Genomic DNA, 17,403 nt, shown 5'->3' with positions numbered 1-17,403 from the left:
TAAACTTGTGCATTCTCTCAACATGAGAAACGTACTGGAGAAATACCGTCGGGGTTAGCGTCGAGACGCTCCCGGCGGCGCTTCGCCTGGACGGGTTACAAAAACAAAAACGCCGGGCAGTTGCCCGGCGTTTTATTTTATCGCTCGCACTTATTTTTTCATCTGTGCGTGCATTTCCTGGACGGAAGTCACTTTGTCTTTGGCATCCGCATTCAGCGCCATCGCCGTCGCGAAACCGCCGTTCAGGGTGGTGTCGTAATGCACCTTGTACTGCAGCGCGCTGCGGCGAATCAGCTTGGAGTCTTCAATCGCCTGGCGACCTGCGGTGGTGTTGATGATGTAGGTGTATTCGCCATTCTTGATACGGTCCTGAATGTGCGGACGACCTTCGTGCACCTTGTTCACCAGACGCGGGTTGATACCGGCTTCGCCCAGCACAATCGCGGTACCGTGGGTCGCATCCAGCTCGAAGCCCTGTTTCAGCAGCTTAGCAGCCAGGTCAACCACGCGCTCTTTGTCGCCTTCGCGAACGGAGAGCAGCGCACGGCCCTGTTTCTTCATGGTGGAGTTGCTGCCCAGCTGCGCCTTGGCGAACGCTTCCGCGAAGGTACGGCCCACGCCCATCACTTCCCCGGTAGAGCGCATTTCTGGCCCTAACAGTGGGTCAACGCCTGGGAATTTGTTGAACGGCAGCACCACTTCTTTCACCGAGTAGTACGGTGGAATGATCTCTTTGGTCACGCCTTGCTGCTTCAGGGTTTTCCCTGCCATCACGCGCGCCGCCACTTTCGCCAGCGGTACGCCGGTCGCCTTGGAGACGAACGGTACAGTACGCGCCGCACGTGGGTTGACTTCAATCAGGTAGACTTCGTTATCTTTCACCGCAAACTGCACGTTCATCAGGCCGCGTACCTGCAGTTCGAAGGCCAGCTTCTGCACCTGCTCACGCATCACATCCTGAATTTCCTGGCTCAGCGTATAGGCTGGCAGGGAGCACGCGGAGTCACCGGAGTGAACGCCCGCCTGCTCGATGTGCTCCATGATGCCGCCAATCAGCACCATTTCGCCGTCGCAGATAGCGTCGACATCGACTTCAATCGCGTCGTCGAGGAAGCGGTCCAGCAGCACTGGTGCGTCGTTGGATACGCTGACAGCGGTCTGGAAGTAACGTTTAAGGTCAACTTCGTCGTAAACGATTTCCATCGCACGGCCGCCGAGTACGTAGGATGGGCGCACCACCAGCGGGTAGCCAATCTCTTTCGCCTTCTCAACCGCTTGTTCAATCGCGGTCACGGTGGCGTTCGCCGGCTGCTTCAGCTTCAGACGGTCAACCGCATGCTGGAAGCGCTCGCGGTCTTCCGCACGGTCGATGGCATCCGGGCTGGTACCGATAACCGGTACGCCTGCGGCTTCCAGTTCACGCGCCAGCTTCAGCGGGGTCTGGCCGCCGTACTGCACGATAACGCCCTTCGGCTTCTCGATGCGCACGATTTCCAGCACGTCTTCCAGGGTGACCGGCTCGAAGTACAGGCGGTCGGAAGTGTCGTAGTCGGTAGAGACGGTTTCCGGGTTACAGTTGACCATGATGGTCTCGTACCCGTCTTCGCGCAGCGCCAGCGAGGCGTGAACGCAGCAGTAATCGAATTCGATACCCTGACCGATACGGTTCGGGCCGCCGCCGAGGACCATGATTTTATCGCGGTCAACGGACGGGTTGGATTCGCACTCTTCTTCATAGGTGGAGTACATGTAAGCGGTGTCGGTGGCGAATTCCGCCGCGCAGGTGTCCACACGCTTGTAGACCGGGTGCAGGTTATACTGGTCACGCAGCTTGCGGATTTCCGCTTCGCGTACGCCCGCCAGTTTTGCCAGACGCGCATCGGCAAAGCCTTTGCGTTTCAGGTGGAACAGGAAGTCAGCGTCGAGGCCGTTGATGCCCACTTCCGCCACTTTCTCTTCCAGACGCACCAGCTCTTCAATCTGCACCAGGAACCAGCGGTCGATGTTGGTCAGGTTGAACACGCCATCGACGGAGAGGCCCGCGCGGAAGGCATCGGCGATGTACCAGATACGCTCAGCGCCCGCATCTTTCAGCTCGCGGCGAATTTTGGTCAGCGCTTCAGGGTCGTCGAGACTCACTTTCGGGTCGAAGCCGGTCGCGCCGACTTCCAGGCCGCGCAGCGCTTTCTGCAGGGATTCCTGCTGCGTGCGGCCAATCGCCATCACTTCACCAACAGATTTCATCTGCGTGGTCAGACGGTCGTTCGCGCCAACAAACTTCTCGAAGTTGAAGCGCGGGATCTTGGTCACAACGTAGTCGATAGACGGTTCGAAGGAGGCCGGGGTACGGCCGCCGGTGATGTCGTTCATCAGTTCGTCGAGGGTGTAACCCACTGCCAGCTTGGCCGCCACTTTCGCAATCGGGAAGCCGGTTGCTTTTGAGGCCAGCGCCGAGGAGCGAGATACGCGCGGGTTCATTTCGATAACAATCAGGCGACCGTCTTTCGGGTTCACCGAGAACTGGACGTTAGAACCACCGGTTTCGACGCCGATTTCACGCAGTACCGCCATCGAGGCGTTACGCATGATTTGGTATTCTTTGTCGGTCAGGGTCTGCGCTGGCGCCACGGTGATGGAGTCACCGGTGTGGATGCCCATCGCATCGAAGTTTTCGATAGAGCAGACGATGATGCAGTTGTCGTTCTTATCACGCACCACTTCCATCTCGTACTCTTTCCAGCCGATCAGTGATTCATCAATCAGCAGCTCGTTGGTTGGCGAGAGATCCAGGCCGCGTTCGCAGATTTCTTCGAACTCTTCGCGGTTGTAAGCGATACCGCCACCGGTGCCGCCCATGGTGAAGCTTGGGCGGATGATGCATGGGAAGCCGACGTCAGCAGCAACTGCCAGCGCTTCTTCCATGGTGTGCGCGATACCGGAACGGGCGGTATCGAGGCCGATTTTCTTCATCGCCACGTCGAAACGGCGGCGGTCTTCTGCTTTATCAATCGCGTCGGCGGTAGCGCCAATCATGGTCACGCCGAACTCTTCGAGTACGCCCTGGCGTTCCAGCTCCAGCGCGCAGTTCAGCGCGGTCTGGCCGCCCATCGTCGGCAGAACCGCATCTGGACGCTCTTTTTCGATGATTTTGCGTACCACTTCCCAGTGAATCGGCTCGATGTAGGTTGCATCGGCCATTTCCGGGTCAGTCATGATGGTCGCTGGGTTGGAGTTCACCAGAATGACGCGGTAGCCCTCTTCGCGCAGCGCTTTACACGCCTGGGCACCAGAGTAGTCAAACTCACACGCCTGACCGATAACAATCGGGCCCGCGCCCAGAATCAGGATACTTTTTATGTCTGTACGTTTTGGCATGGCTCTTATTACTCCTGATTATTTCGCGGACTGACGGTATTGCTCAATAAGCTCGATAAAGTGGTCGAACAGCGGTGCCGCATCGTGCGGGCCTGGGCTCGCCTCTGGGTGGCCCTGGAAGCTGAACGCCGGTTTATCGGTACGGTGAATCCCCTGCAGGGTACCGTCGAACAGAGATTTGTGGGTCACGCGCAGGTTAGCTGGCATCGACGCTTCATCCACCGCAAAACCGTGGTTCTGCGCGGTGATCATCACCACGTTCTTATCCATGTCTTTCACCGGGTGGTTACCACCGTGGTGACCAAACTTCATCTTGATGGTCTTCGCACCGCTCGCCAGCGCCAGCAACTGATGGCCGAGGCAGATGCCAAATACCGGCACCTCGGTCTGGAGGAATTTTTCAATCGCGTCGATAGCGTAGTCGCACGGTGCCGGGTCGCCAGGGCCGTTAGACAGGAACACGCCGTCTGGATTCATCGCCAGAACTTCTTCGGCGGAGGTTTTCGCTGGCACCACCGTCAGGCGGCAGCCGCGGTCAACCAGCATACGCAGAATGTTGCGCTTCGCGCCAAAATCGTAAGCCACCACGTGGAACGGCAGCTCTTCTTCGGATTTCGCTTCCGGCAGGTCACCCGCCAGCGTCCAGCTACCCTGCGTCCAGCTGTAGGCTTCAGCCGTGGTCACTTCTTTTGCCAGGTCCATCCCATTTAAGCCCGGGAACGCTTTGGCTTTTTCTAAGGCCAGCGTAGCATCCAGGTTATCGCCTGCGATGATGCAGCCGTTCTGAGCGCCCTTCTCGCGCAGCAGTCGCGTCAGCTTACGGGTATCGATATCGGCAATCGCCACGATGTTATGGCGCTTGAGGTAAGAAGAGAGGTCTTCGGTGTTGCGGTAGTTGCTGGCAATCAGCGGCAGGTCGCGAATAACCAGACCCTGAGCGTGAACCTGAGAGGACTCTTCATCAGCGGCGTTGGTGCCGACATTACCAATATGGGGATAAGTAAGGGTGACGATTTGGCGAGAATAGGAAGGATCAGTGAGGATTTCTTGATAACCGGTCATTGAAGTATTGAAAACGACTTCCCCAACCGCCGAACCCGTTGCCCCTATGGCCCGACCGTAAAACTGGGTTCCGTCTTCCAGAACCAATAGCGCTGACTTAATCAAAACACCCTCCAGAGAATATTTACTCGCTTTATTTGCATATTAATTCATAACAATGGCACAAATCAATGCAAATTTGCTTACCGATGAATTTCTGGCAAACGGCGGCATTCTAGTGACAGCCTCGGCAAATGTCTACCTTAAAGGACAATTTTTATTATTATTTTGCGCCACTGATGTGGCAGCAAGGCGATAGCCATCAAAAAGATCAACTAACTCATTGTAGAAAACGCTTGCGGAGCAGGAAGAGTGTTAAATTTCACTGAGGGGAGTAAAAAAGTAGACCAGATGGTCAAAATTTACATTTAACCAACACATTTAAGCCGGATAATTTATGAAAATAATGCTTTCATAAAAAAAATCATAAAAAAAAGACAAAATAAAAGGGCAATAAAATATTGCCCTCTGTAATCAAGTAATTATGACTACAATAACCACATCACGATGGGTAATAAATACTTATAGTTCATTCAAACTCAGCACATCACGCATATCAAAAAGACCATTTTCCTTAGTCTTTAGCCACAATGCCGATCTCACCGCACCGTTAGCAAACGTCATGCGGCTGGAAGCCTTATGCGTGATCTCTACACGCTCGCCAATATCAGCAAACATCGCGGTGTGTTCACCGACAATGTCACCGGCGCGAACGGTGGCAAAACCAATGGTACCCGGCACGCGTTCGCCGGTATAACCTTCACGCGAGTAGACCGCGCAGTCCTTCAGATCTTTATCCAGCGCCCCGGCGATCGCCTCACCCATTGCCAGCGCCGTACCTGACGGTGCATCCACTTTGTGGCGGTGGTGCGCTTCAATAATTTCGATATCGGTATAGTCGCCCATGACCTTTGCCGCTTTCTCCAGCAGCTTGAGCATGACGTTAACGCCAACGCTGAAGTTGGCCGCGAAAACGATCGCAATCTCTTCTGAAGCCTCGCGAATGGCCTGTTTACCGGCATCGTCAAAGCCGGTGGTGCCAATGACCATGCCTTTGCCGTGCTGGCGGCAAAACGCCAGATGCGCCAGCGTGCCTTCCGGGCGGGTAAAATCGATGAACACGTCAAAATCATCTTTTACCGTATCCAGGCTGCTCTGAACGGTGACGCCAGACTTGCCTGCGCCCGCCAGTTCACCGGCATCGCTGCCCAGTAAAGAAGAGCCTTCACGCTCCAGCGCTGCCCCTAATTGAACTCCTTCCATCGCCAGGGTTGCCTGGATTAACTGCCGTCCCATGCGGCCGCCAGCGCCAGCAATGGCGACGCGGATTTGTGCATCATGCATAGCTATTCTCTTTTGTTAAAATTGCGTAAATCGTTTTCAGAGTAACCAGCCCGCTGCAGGGTCGCCAGCCGAAAACGCCCATAATTAGAATTTAATGATAAACAGAGAGGAATATCAGTAAAAGACATGATTCATCCCGCAGGATGAATCATTGCCGCAGCAAGGGAAAGAAGTCAAACTCGCTCGGGATGGCGATTAGGGGTGGGAAAACAGCGGGAAAACCGAGCAGTGGCCAGCGAATCCGCGAAGATAATTTCGCGGCGTCGGTTTTACGCCTCGAGCGTGTAGTTGACGATCATCTGCCCTTTTTTCATCTTCACCTGGGTAATCGTTACCGGCCCAATCTCAGAGAGATGGGCAACGTGCGTTCCTCCGCACGGGTAAGCCGGGAGATGGCCAAAACCCACCTGCCGCAGTCCGTCGGCGAATGTCACCTGTCGGGCGAGATTTTCCGCCTGCCAGGCGCTGATTTTCGCCAGCAGCGACGGCGCATCCGGCAACATAGCACCTTCATCGGTGGCGAAAGTAATACGCCCCTCATTGGGCCAATGGTGCGCTTTTACCGGATGCCAGCCGAATTCCGTACCCGCCAGGCCAATCAGATGCCCCGCAGAATGCAGCCGAGCGTGCAGCTTGCGCTGCGCGGCATCCACACGTAGATCCACTGCCCCGGGGGATAACGGTTTTGCCACGATATGCAGCACTTCGTCACCGCGCGCAATCACCGCTTCAACCGGCTCATTGTCAATCCAGCCCACATCCGCAGGCTGCCCGCCGCCCTGCGGGTGAAACAGGGTGCTATCCAGCACTACCGCATAGCGCCCGTCCGGCTCAGGTGTACAGCTCAGTACGTTAGCCCGACCTTCAGCATCATCGCAGGTGTAATAAAGACGTTCAGTCATGATTGTTCTCCTCTTAATGAGAAGAGTATATTCACTTTATCTGCGGCGATAATCCTGCGCCCACTCAATGCATCTTTGCCTGGTACGCACAAATGAACCCTAACCTTCTGCCCGACCTTGCCACCTTTGTGTTGATTATTGACCAGGGCAGCTTTACCGCGGCGGCAAAAGCCGCTGGAGCCACGCCTTCCGCCATTAGCCGCAGCGTGTCGCGCCTGGAGCAAGCGCTGGGCAGTAAGTTGCTGCATCGCACCACCCGCAAGCTGGCGTTGAGCGAAACAGGGAAAATGGTGTACGAACACGCGCAGGAGATGCTGAATGCCGCGCAGATGGCGCTGGATTCCGGCAGTAGCCGCCAGCAGGTGGCCCAAGGCAAGCTGACCGTTAGTGTACCGAAAGCGGTGGGACGTTTTGTGATTCACCCGCTGATGGCCGAATTCCTTGAGCGCTACCCGGACGTCGACGTGTGCCTGCGCCTGGAAGACCGCTATATGGATCTGATTGACGACGGCGTCGACCTGGCGCTGCGCATCAGCCAGTCCCCCTCCCCCGGTCTGTACGGCAAAGCGCTAATGCCGGTCAGCCATGTCATTTGCGCTACCCCGGCGTATTTACGTCAGCACGGCACGCCAGACACACCGCATGCGTTGCGCCACCATAGCTGTATCAGCCTCGGTGAAACGCCCGCCGACGCGCGCTGGAAATTCCGGCTTGGGGAGAAGAGCGAGACGATTCAGACTCACGGACGCTACGCCGCCAACCATGCCGGCGTGCGGCTGGACGCGGTGAAAAACCATCTTGGTATTGGCAGCCTGCCGCTGTTTACCGCGCAGGAAGCACTGGCTAACGGTGAGATTGTGCAGGTACTGCCGGAGTGGGAGTTTATCAGCGACTACAGCGGCGATCTGTGGCTGTTATGGACGCGTAACCAGCATATGCCCGCCAGAATGCGGGCGATGATTGATTATCTGAGCGAGAAGCTGCCGCAGCAAAGCCGCTAATGATAATTACGACGCCAGTGCAAAAACCTCCGCCACCCATTGGCGGAAGCCTTCGACGTCCAGCCCCAGCGCCACCTGCGCGTTAGCCGGCTGGCCGAGCTTCCCTTCAATATCCACAACCGTTGTTCCAGCGGTAAATTGCCCCTGTGTTTCAACGGCGACGTAGCAGCTTTGCAGAGTAAACAGCGCCGGGCGTGCCAGCCAGGCAATCGCGCACAGGTCGTGCATGCGCAGGCCACTCTGCATACTGCCGCTGCGGTAGTGGCTGAACAATGCATGGAGCATACCGCCGGTTTTATTCAGCGCGGGCAGCGAGGCCAGATATTCCGGCGAGAGCGTCGCCTGGTTAGTCACGTCCAGACCGCACATCACAATCTCCAGGCCGCTGCGGAACACCAGCGCCGCCGCTTCCGGGTCGATAGCGATATTAAACTCGGCGTTCGGCGTAAAGTTACCGCGCCCGGCGGAACCGCCCATAATCACCAGGCGGCGAATATTGAAGCGGCACTCAGGATACTGCGTCAGCAGCAGTGCGATATTGGTCAGCGGGCCAATGGCGACCAGCGTGACCGGCTCAGATGCCAGCATCAGCGCATCGCGGATCGCCTGAAACGCCGGTTTTGCCAGCGGCTGGCGGTTATGCTCGACAAAATCATAGCCCTCCATGCCGGATTCGCCGTGTACCGACGCCGCGTCGCGCAGCGGGCGAACCAGCGGTGCGGCCGCGCCCTGCGCCAGCGGCACATCCGCCTCCCAGAAATGGAGCAGCTGCAGGCCATTACGGGTGGTTTTCTCGACGGAGACGTTGCCGGCGACGGTGGTCATGAGCTGGAGATCCAGCTCGGGAGCAAACAGCGCGGCGGCTATCGCCGCGGCATCGTCGATACCGGGATCGGTATCCAGGAAGATAGGCAGTCGCATGATTTCTCCATAAAAAATGCCAGACGTTAAGCCTGGCATTTTTTCACATCTGCGGGAGAATTAATTTATTCGACTTCACGAACATCCACACGCAGCTCGCGCGGCACCTCAAAGACGATGTTCTCTTCACGACCTTCAAGGGTAATCGCCTCGCCGCCACCTAACGATTGCAGGCGAGCAATGACGTTCTGCACCAGAATATCCGGCGCGGATGCCCCGGCGGTGACGCCAACGCAGGTTGCCTCTTTCACCCAGGCTTCCTGGATATCAGATGCATCGTCAATCAGATAGGCCGCTTTACCCATCCGCTGCGCCAGCTCGGCCAGACGGTTGGAGTTGGAAGAGTTCTTCGACCCAACGACCAGCACCACGTCCGCCTGCTGGGCGAGCGATCGCACGGCTTCCTGACGGTTGGTGGTGGCGTAGCAGATATCATCTTTACGCGGGCCGACGATTTTTGGGAAACGGCTGCGCAACGCGTCAATAACATCAGAAGTGTCGTCCACCGAGAGCGTAGTCTGGGTCATAAACGACAGCTTGCTTTCGTCTTTCACCGCCAGCTTCAGTACGTCTTCCGGCGACTCGACGAGGTACATCCCCCCTTTCGGGTTGCTGTACTGGCCCATTGTGCCTTCAACTTCCGGGTGACCGGCGTGGCCGATAAGAATCGACTCTTCGCCGCGACGGCTGGCGCGCGCCACTTCCATATGCACTTTGGTAACCAGCGGGCAGGTCGCGTCAAAGACCGTCAGGTCTCGGCTTTTCGCTTCGTTACGCACGGCCTGAGAAACGCCGTGGGCGGAGAAGATCAGGATAGCGCCGTCCGGCACTTCGCTAATCTGCTCGATAAAGATAGCGCCACGTGCGCGCAGGCTGTCCACCACGTAGCGGTTATGCACCACTTCATGACGAACGTAGATTGGCGCGCCATAGATGGCGAGCGCATTTTCAACAATGCTGATAGCGCGGTCAACGCCTGCACAAAAGCCGCGTGGGTTGGCCAACAGGATCTGCATGTTACGCCTCCAGTACCGGATCGACTTCCAGTACTTCAATATCAAAATGAACGGTATGGCCCGCCAGCGGGTGGTTGAAATCAACCGTGATGGAGTCACCGTTAATCTCGCGGATCACGCCTGGCATCTCGCTGCCGTCCATTGCGGTGAACAGCATGATAGCGCCGATTTCCGGTTCGCCCGCATCCATAAATTCGCGGCGGGAGAAATACTGGATAAGATCGGGCGTGGAAATCCCAAACGCCGCGTCAGGCTCCAGAGAGAATGCTTTTTTGTCCCCGGCCTTCAGGCCGAGAAGATGCTGCTCCAGCCCTTCAGACAGGGAGGCATCGCCCAGACGAAACAGCGCCGGTTTGCCGTTGTTACGGGTCGACTCTGCGGTAGAGCCATCGTCCAGTTTCAGCGTGAAGTGCACCAGCACCGCACTATTGCTTTGAATCGAGTTAGACATGCAGGGACAGCCTTTTATCTTACGACATTGGAATGACGATTATTGTTATTAGATAGCGTAGCCTGCAGTTCCCCGGCGTCGCTACGCTCGGCCGGGCTACAGACTGCGCTTATTTGATTACGCCTGCTTTTTCGGCAGGAAACCTTCCAGCACGATCAGCGCAGCACCGATACAGATTGCCGTATCAGCCAGGTTGAAGGTAGCAAAATGCCAGTCGCCGACGTAGAAATCGATCATGTCGACAACGAAGCCATGCCACAGACGGTCGAACAGGTTACCCAACGCGCCGCCAATAATCAGCGCGTAGGCAATGTTGTTCAGCTTTTGCGAGGCCTTAGCGCGATACATCAGCACCGCCAGCGCCACACAGATACCGATAGCGATACCCGCAAAGAACCAGCGCTGCCAGCCGCCGCTGTCGGCCAGGAAGCTAAACGCCGCGCCATAGTTACGCGCATAATGCAGATTAAGCGACGGGAACAGCGAAACCGTTTCCCCCAGAGCAAAGTTCTGGAGGATCAGGTATTTGCTGCCCAGATCGATAATCAGCACGACGACAACCAGCCACAGCCAGCGTAGCCCTGTTGAACAAATCGATTTACTCATCAGGCAAACTTACGTTTTTCGCCGTCACCGGCCACGTTGCTCACACAGCGTCCGCAGATTTCTGCGTGTTCCGCCACCTTACCGACGTCCTGAGTGTAGTGCCAGCAACGCGGGCACTTCTCGCCTTCGGCTTTATTCAGCGCCACTTTCAGCCCTTTCAGCAGTTCGCTCTGCTGGGCATCAGCGGTTGCCGCTTCATAATCGGCAACGGTTGCCCCGGAGGTCAACAGGACAAATCGTAATTCGTCGCCCAGTGCATTCAGCTTAGCCGCCAGTTCCGGCTGGGCATACAGGGTGACTGCCGCTTCCAGAGAACCACCAACTTTCTTGTCAGCACGCGCCTGCTCGATGACCTTGTTCACTTCGCCACGAACCTGCAGCAGCTCTTCCCAGAACGCATCGTTCATCGCTTCGCTGTCGGCCAGGCCAAACAGACCTTCGTACCATTCGCCGGTGAAGACGTACTTCTCACGGTTACCCGGCAGGTAGCCCCAGATTTCGTCGGCGGTGAAGGACATGATAGGTGCCATCCAGCGAACCAGCGCTTCTGCGATATGGTACAGCGCAGTCTGGCAGCTACGACGCGCCACGCTGTCCGCTTTCGCGGTGTACTGGCGGTCTTTGATGATGTCGAGGTAGAACGAGCCCATTTCTACGGAGCAGAAGCGCATCAGACGCTGTACCACTTCGTGGAAGTCATAGGATTCGTAGGCTTTCATGATGTCAGCCTGCGCTTCTTGCGCACAGCCTACGGCCCAGCGATCCAGCACCACCATCTCTTCCGGTTTCACCATGTCTTTTACCGGATCGAAACCGTTCAGGTTCGCCAGCAGGAAGCGCGCGGTGTTACGGATACGACGATAGCTGTCGGCAGCACGTTTCAGGATTTCATCCGATACCGCCATTTCGCCGGTGTAGTCGGTAGATGCTACCCACAGACGCAGGATATCCGCGCCCAGTTTGTTCATCACGTCCTGCGGAGAAACGGTGTTACCGATAGATTTAGACATCTTACGGCCCTGACCATCCACGGTGAAGCCGTGGGTCAGTACCTGGCGATACGGCGCTTTGCCTTTCATGGCGACGCTAATCATCAGGGAGGACATGAACCAGCCGCGGTGCTGGTCAGAACCTTCCAGATACATGTCAGCCGCGTGGCCGCCGAATTCAGGGCGCGCATCGACGACGGAGTAGCTGGTTGAACCGGAGTCGAACCATACGTCCAGGGTATCTGGCACTTTGACGTAGTTGTCTGCGTCATCACCGAGGATTTCACGTGGGTCGAGATCCCACCACGCCTGAATACCGTCTTTCTCTACGTATTTGGCAACCGCTTCCATCAGTTCAGTGGTGCGCGGGTGCAGCTCTTCGGTGTCTTTATGCACGAACAGCGCCATTGGCACGCCCCAGGTACGCTGACGGGAGATACACCAGTCAGGACGGTTCGCTACCATGGATTCGATACGTGCTTTACCCCAGGCCGGGATCCAGCCACTCAGATCTTCTTTCGCCAGGCCTTCCTGCTCGATGCGGTCGATCTCTTTCAGAGATTGAATACGCAGGCCTTTTTTATCCATGCTGACGAACCACTGCGGGGTCGCACGGAAGATGATCGGTGACTTGTGACGCCAGCAGCATGGGTAGCTGTGCTGCATTTTTTCTACGTGCAGCAGTGCGCCTTTTTCCGTCAGCAGCGCCACGATTTTGTCGTTGGCTTTGAAGACGTTCACGCCGTCCAGTTCTGGGTAAGTGCCTGCCAGGTAAGCGCCATCAGGGCCAACTGGGTTAGCGATTTCCAGACCGTACTTCTGGCTGATCACATAGTCGTCAGGGCCGTGGCCACCGGCGGTATGCACCGCACCGGTACCGGCATCCAGCGTCACGTGGTCGCCCAGAATAGCCGGAACGTCGAAGCCCATGAACGGGTGGGTGAAGCGCAGCAGTTCCAGCTCGGCGCCTTTGACGGTGCCCAGAGTGGTGTAGTCGCTCACGCCGATGCGCTTCATCACGCTCTCAACGAGATCGCTTGCCAGAATCAGCGCCTGGCCGTCAATTTGCACCAGCGCGTAATCGAAATCAGGCGCCAGAGAGATAGCGCGGTTCGCTGGCAGGGTCCACGGGGTGGTGGTCCAGATAACCAGGGAGACAGGGCCAGTCACGTTCGCGGCACCAAATTTCGCTTTTACCGCATCCGGGTCAGCGGCGTGGAACGCCACGTCGATGGACGGAGAGGTCTTGTCGTAATACTCAACTTCCGCTTCAGCCAGCGCAGAACGGCAGTCAACGCACCAGTGCACCGGCTTCGCGCCTTTGTGCAGGTGGCCGTTAGCAACGATTTTGCCCAGCGCACGAATGATGTTGGCTTCGGTTTTGAAGTCCATGGTCAGGTATGGCTTCTGCCAGTCGCCCAGCACGCCCAGACGGATGAAATCGGTACGCTGACCGTCAACCTGGGTTGCGGCATATTCGCGGCACTTGGCGCGGAACTCGGCGGCGGTAAATTTCTCACCTGGCTTGCCAAATTCTTGCTCAACTTTCAGCTCGATAGGCAGGCCGTGGCAGTCCCAGCCAGGCACGTACGGAGAGTCATAACCGGAAAGCCCTTTGGACTTCACGATAATGTCTTTCAGAATCTTGTTAACCGAGTGACCAATATGAATGTTGCCGTTCGCATATGGAGGGCCATCATGCAGAATGAACGTTTTTTTGCCTTTTTTGGCTGCACGAATGATGCCGTACAGGTCATCATCAGTCCAACGCGCCAGCATTCCCGGTTCGCGCTTGGCGAGATCGCCGCGCATCGGGAACCCTGTTTCCGGCAAATTCAGGGTTGATTTATAGTCACTCATCAGATTCTCGGTTCCGTATATTTACGTAGGCATTTAAGCCGGGTTTGAAAGCCCAAAAAACTCGCGGGCCGTTAATTCATCACGCGCAATCTGCGCTTTTAGTTCATCCAGCGACGCAAATCGCTGCTCGTTGCGTATTTTTTTACGCAGCACTACATCTATATGGCGACCGTAAAGGTCCATTACAACGTCGAGCAAATGCACTTCCAGCTGCTGGCGAACGCCAGCAACGGTCGGGCGCGTACCAATATTTGCCACGCCCGGCAGAGGCTTATCACCCAGCCCCGTGACTTCTACCGCATAGACCCCTTTTACCGGGGACACCTGACGACGCAGCGGTAAGTTCGCCGTCGGGAAACCGATGGTGCGGCCCAGTTCATCGCCGTGCACCACGCGCCCGGAGATGATAAATGGGTGGCCCAGAAGGCTTTCGGCCTGTTCGAGGTTATCCTCAGCCAGCGCCTGACGTACGGCGGTGCTACTGATGCGCACGCCACCGTGACAGAAGGTTTCGGTACTGGTGATATCGAAACCAAAATCTTCACCAGCCTTCTGTAATAACAAGAAATCGCCCTGACGACCAGCGCCGAAGCGGAAATCATCGCCAACGGCGAGGAACTGCACCCCCAGACGCTTCACCAGCAGTTCGCTGATAAAGTCCTGTGCGGTCAGCGCCGCAAAGCGACGGTCAAAGCGCAGGCAGAGGACGTAGTCCACTCCACTCTCGGCCAGATAGCGCAGCTTTTCACGCAGGCGCGTCAAGCGAGCCGGGGCCTTGTCAGCCGCGAAAAGCTCCAGCGGCTGCGGTTCAAAAATCATCACCACCACAGGCAAACCGCGCGCTCTGCCCTCGGCACGTAAGCCTTGCAGTAACGCCTGATGCCCGCGATGCACACCGTCGAAATTACCAATGGTCAGCACGCACCCATGCGGTGCCTGACTGAGATTATGTATGCCGCGTATCAGCTTCATGTCTGGCTCAAAAGAGTGAAAATCGTCAGAGTATACCTTGTACAACCCGTCACGTTAACCCGCGATTACGCCTCACGGCGGAAAGAAGGAATGTTTTCATCAGCATCCGCTGGAAAGGTAAGAAAATATGGCCGACGCGCATGATTTTTGTGCCGGAAGGACTGTATTCGTTGCCCACAAGCTGGTAGAATCCTGCGCCATCAATACGTAATGCAGCGTTGTCAAATTAACGGCGCTTATTTGCACAAATCCATTGACAAAAGAAGGCTAAACGGGCATATTCCTCGGCCTTTGAATTGTCCATATAGAACACATTTGGGAGTTGGCCTTGGCTAATATCAAATCAGCTAAGAAGCGCGCCGTTCAGTCTGAAAAGGCTCGCAAACACAACGCTAGCCGTCGCTCTATGATGCGTACTTTCATCAAGAAAGTATACGCAGCTATCGAAGCTGGCGACAAAGCTACTGCACTGAAAGCATTTAACGAAATGCAACCAATCGTGGACCGTCAGGCTGCTAAAGGTCTGATCCACAAAAACAAAGCTGCACGTCATAAAGCAAACCTGACTGCACAGATCAACAAACTGGCTTAATCGCCCGCTTGTTATCAGCTTTGAAAAAGACCCGCTTAATGCGGGTTTTTTTATGCCTGTAATTTGGGTGTTTCCCCGGCGGCGCTTCGCTTGGCCGGGCTACAAACGCTTGCAGCACCGGCCCTGAAGCACAACGGATTATTTAAATGGTTCGGCAAACAGCGCCGAATAATCGCGATGGCAAATACGCTGCACCGCCGGATGCTGAATCATCCGTTCGGCGAATATCGCGTGATACTCTTCCATCACGTTGTCCATCCGGCCAATCTCGACGATATTGTCATCGGCATAGAAGTCATGCGCGTATAGCGTTGGTGCGACAAATATCGCGTTATGCGCCGCGCCAAACGCCTTCATCAGCGCCGCATCGTCAAACTCACCCAGAATCTCAACCTTCAGCCCCTGCACGTTAAACCAGTTCAGCAGCTTACGGCCCAGCATCGAGCGACGACCCGGGATCAGCAACCGACGCTCCTCCAGGCAGGCCGGGAACGGTTTTTCCGGCGGCGGATTCATACACCAGAAGCTGACGCTGCATTCACCGATTTTCACCGAGAACAGCCCTTCCTGCTGCGTCGAGTCGATCGGGCAGTCGGAGATAATCATATCCAGCTTATGCTGGCTCAGCTGCTCCAGTAGCATCTCATGCGTCGATTCAAAGCAGCGTAGGTGGATCTGCTCATCTTCCACCACCGCGGCATCCAGCACGCCGCTGACCAGTCGTTTGGATAGCGCATCCGCCACGCCGACGTCGAACAGCAGGTTCGACTCTTTGCGGTAGTTAACGATATCCAGCATCTCCTGGCTTAGGGTGAACATTTTGTCCGCGTAGCGGAAGACCAACTCACCCAGTTCGCTCGGCTCAATCCCGCGCCCTTTACGTTTAAACAGCTTGCCCTGCAACCGTTCTTCCAGCGCCTTGATCTGCCCGGTGATGGTTTGCGGCGTCAGGAACAGCGCCTCCGCCGCCCCCACCACCGAGCCTTCCTTGTAGACATGCCAGAAGTAGTAAAGGTGGTTGTAATTAATGTGCGACATGCCCTGTGCTCCCCTCTCCTTTGATTCTCATCTTGCGCTTAAGCCATCTGCGGCTTCAAATGCGCACGTAATAAACTGTATCCAACGACCGCCGACATCACCGAGCCAATCAGAATGCCAAGCTTCGCCCAGTTAATCAGCGACGGGTCGACGCTGCCAAAGGCCAGGCTGGCGATAAAGATAGACATGGTGAAGCCAATCCCGCACAGCAGGCCAACGGCCATAATCTGTGAAAAGTCGGCCCCTTCTGGCAGCTTCGCCAGCTTGAGCTTCAGCGCCAGCCAGCAAAACAGACTAATGCCCAACGGCTTACCGATAAACAGACCCGCAATAATGCCCAGCGGCAGCAGCGAGGTCAGCCCGGCGAGCGTGACGCCCTGCAGGGAGACACCGGCGTTGGCAAAGGCAAACAGCGGCAGGATCATAAAGGCCACCCATGGGTGCAGCACATGCTCAAGCTGCTTCGCCGGCGACTTACCGTTTTGCTCGCGCAGCGGGATAAAGAAGCCAACAATCACTCCGGCCAGAGTAGCGTGTACGCCGGACTTCAGCACCGCCGTCCACAGGATCACGCCCACCAGAATATAGATACCGGTACGGCGTACGCCGCTCATATTCAGAATCGCGAGCACCACAATGGCGGCCGCCGCGACAGCCAGCGACAGCAGCGACAAATCGTTAGTGTAAAACAGCGCGATAATGACGATGGCACCCAAATCGTCGATGATGGCTAACGCCATCAGGAAGATCTTGAGTGAGGCTGGTACGCGACTGCCCAGCAGTGCCAGCACGCCAAGCGCAAAGGCGATATCCGTCGCCGCAGGAATAGCCCAACCGCCGCTCGCCACCGGATCCTGAGCGTTAAACGCCAGGTAGACCAGCGCAGGCACCACCATGCCTCCCAGCGCGGCAATGACCGGGAAAATAGCCTGACGACGCGTAGCCAGCGAGCCCTGCATCATCTCGCGTTTGACCTCAAGACCAATCAGCAGGAAAAACACCGCCATCAGGGCGTCGTTAATCCACAGCAGCATGTTCTTGTTAATTTCTAATGCGCCCACGCGCAGCTGCACCGGCGTTTCCAGGAAGGCATGATACAGGCCGCTGGTCGCGCCCATGTTGGCCATCAGCATGGCCAGGACCGCAGCAATAATCAGGATGATGCCACCAGAGGCATCGTTGCTAAAAAAGCGCTGAAGATGCTTCACTTTTACTCTCTCTATAAGCACATATTC

14 protein-coding genes are annotated in these 17,403 nt (G+C 56.3%); 2 read left to right on the top strand and 12 right to left on the bottom strand.

The window, feature by feature from the left end; all coding sequences use genetic code 11:
• Window positions 1–150: 150 nt before the first annotated feature.
• From carB to FHC49_RS16715, 4 genes are all read right to left on the bottom strand, one after another.
• Window positions 151–3,375, bottom strand: coding sequence for a carbamoyl-phosphate synthase large subunit (carB, locus tag FHC49_RS16730; protein WP_185668602.1), 3,225 nt, complete (start codon window positions 3,373–3,375; stop codon window positions 151–153).
• Between the two features lie 18 nt (window positions 3,376–3,393).
• The gene (gene carA, locus FHC49_RS16725; protein ID WP_220440354.1) at window positions 3,394–4,542 is read right to left on the bottom strand and encodes a glutamine-hydrolyzing carbamoyl-phosphate synthase small subunit; all 1,149 of its coding nucleotides are present in this window, start codon (window positions 4,540–4,542) and stop codon (window positions 3,394–3,396) included.
• A gap of 456 nt (window positions 4,543–4,998) precedes the next feature.
• Window positions 4,999–5,820 carry a 4-hydroxy-tetrahydrodipicolinate reductase gene (gene dapB, locus FHC49_RS16720; RefSeq protein WP_220440353.1) on the bottom strand — a complete coding sequence of 274 codons (822 nt, stop codon included), beginning with the start codon at window positions 5,818–5,820 and terminating at the stop codon, window positions 4,999–5,001.
• A gap of 269 nt (window positions 5,821–6,089) precedes the next feature.
• Complete coding sequence (locus FHC49_RS16715; RefSeq protein WP_220440352.1) at window positions 6,090–6,722, bottom strand: alanyl-tRNA editing protein; 633 nt, start codon at window positions 6,720–6,722, stop codon at window positions 6,090–6,092.
• A gap of 92 nt (window positions 6,723–6,814) precedes the next feature.
• Between FHC49_RS16715 and FHC49_RS16710 the strand changes: the two genes are divergently transcribed.
• Window positions 6,815–7,723 carry a LysR family transcriptional regulator gene (locus tag FHC49_RS16710; protein ID WP_220440351.1) on the top strand — a complete coding sequence of 303 codons (909 nt, stop codon included), beginning with the start codon at window positions 6,815–6,817 and terminating at the stop codon, window positions 7,721–7,723.
• Window positions 7,724–7,729: 6 nt separating this feature from the next.
• Here FHC49_RS16710 and rihC read toward each other — a convergent pair whose 3' ends face one another.
• From rihC to ribF, 6 genes are all read right to left on the bottom strand, one after another.
• Entirely contained in the window at window positions 7,730–8,644 is a 915-nt protein-coding gene (rihC, locus tag FHC49_RS16705) for a ribonucleoside hydrolase RihC (protein WP_185668298.1), read from the bottom strand.
• A gap of 65 nt (window positions 8,645–8,709) precedes the next feature.
• Entirely contained in the window at window positions 8,710–9,660 is a 951-nt protein-coding gene (gene ispH, locus FHC49_RS16700; RefSeq protein WP_220440350.1) for a 4-hydroxy-3-methylbut-2-enyl diphosphate reductase, read from the bottom strand.
• Window position 9,661: 1 nt separating this feature from the next.
• Window positions 9,662–10,111, bottom strand: coding sequence for an FKBP-type peptidyl-prolyl cis-trans isomerase (gene fkpB, locus FHC49_RS16695; RefSeq protein WP_185668296.1), 450 nt, complete (start codon window positions 10,109–10,111; stop codon window positions 9,662–9,664).
• Between the two features lie 117 nt (window positions 10,112–10,228).
• A complete protein-coding gene (gene lspA / locus FHC49_RS16690) occupies window positions 10,229–10,717 on the bottom strand; it encodes a signal peptidase II (RefSeq protein ID WP_185668295.1) in 489 nt (162 codons plus the stop codon).
• Window positions 10,717–13,566 (bottom strand): isoleucine--tRNA ligase, encoded by a 2,850-nt coding sequence (gene ileS, locus FHC49_RS16685; protein WP_220440349.1) that lies wholly within the window; start codon window positions 13,564–13,566, stop codon window positions 10,717–10,719. Before ileS ends, lspA begins: the two co-directional genes overlap by 1 nt.
• 33 nt (window positions 13,567–13,599) lie before the next feature.
• On the bottom strand, window positions 13,600–14,538 hold the full coding sequence (gene ribF / locus FHC49_RS16680; protein ID WP_185668293.1) for a bifunctional riboflavin kinase/FAD synthetase: 939 nt from the start codon (window positions 14,536–14,538) through the stop codon (window positions 13,600–13,602).
• A gap of 328 nt (window positions 14,539–14,866) precedes the next feature.
• Here ribF and rpsT point away from each other — a divergent pair, with 328 nt between their 5' ends.
• Complete coding sequence (gene rpsT / locus FHC49_RS16675; protein WP_003018940.1) at window positions 14,867–15,130, top strand: 30S ribosomal protein S20; 264 nt, start codon at window positions 14,867–14,869, stop codon at window positions 15,128–15,130.
• Window positions 15,131–15,268: 138 nt separating this feature from the next.
• Here the strand turns inward: rpsT and nhaR are convergent, their stop codons facing one another.
• Together nhaR and nhaA are read right to left on the bottom strand one after the other, a co-directional pair.
• Window positions 15,269–16,168, bottom strand: coding sequence for a transcriptional activator NhaR (nhaR, locus tag FHC49_RS16670; RefSeq protein WP_185668292.1), 900 nt, complete (start codon window positions 16,166–16,168; stop codon window positions 15,269–15,271).
• 38 nt (window positions 16,169–16,206) lie between these two features.
• On the bottom strand, window positions 16,207–17,376 hold the full coding sequence (nhaA, locus tag FHC49_RS16665) for a Na+/H+ antiporter NhaA (protein ID WP_220440348.1): 1,170 nt from the start codon (window positions 17,374–17,376) through the stop codon (window positions 16,207–16,209).
• Window positions 17,377–17,403: the final 27 nt, after the last annotated feature.

It is taken from the genome of Kluyvera sp. EC_51 (genome assembly GCF_019584505.1).
Lineage (GTDB): Bacteria > Pseudomonadota > Gammaproteobacteria > Enterobacterales > Enterobacteriaceae > Kluyvera > Kluyvera sichuanensis.
Note: the sequence above shows the minus strand (reverse complement) of the source record. Positions and strands in the feature narration are given on the sequence as shown.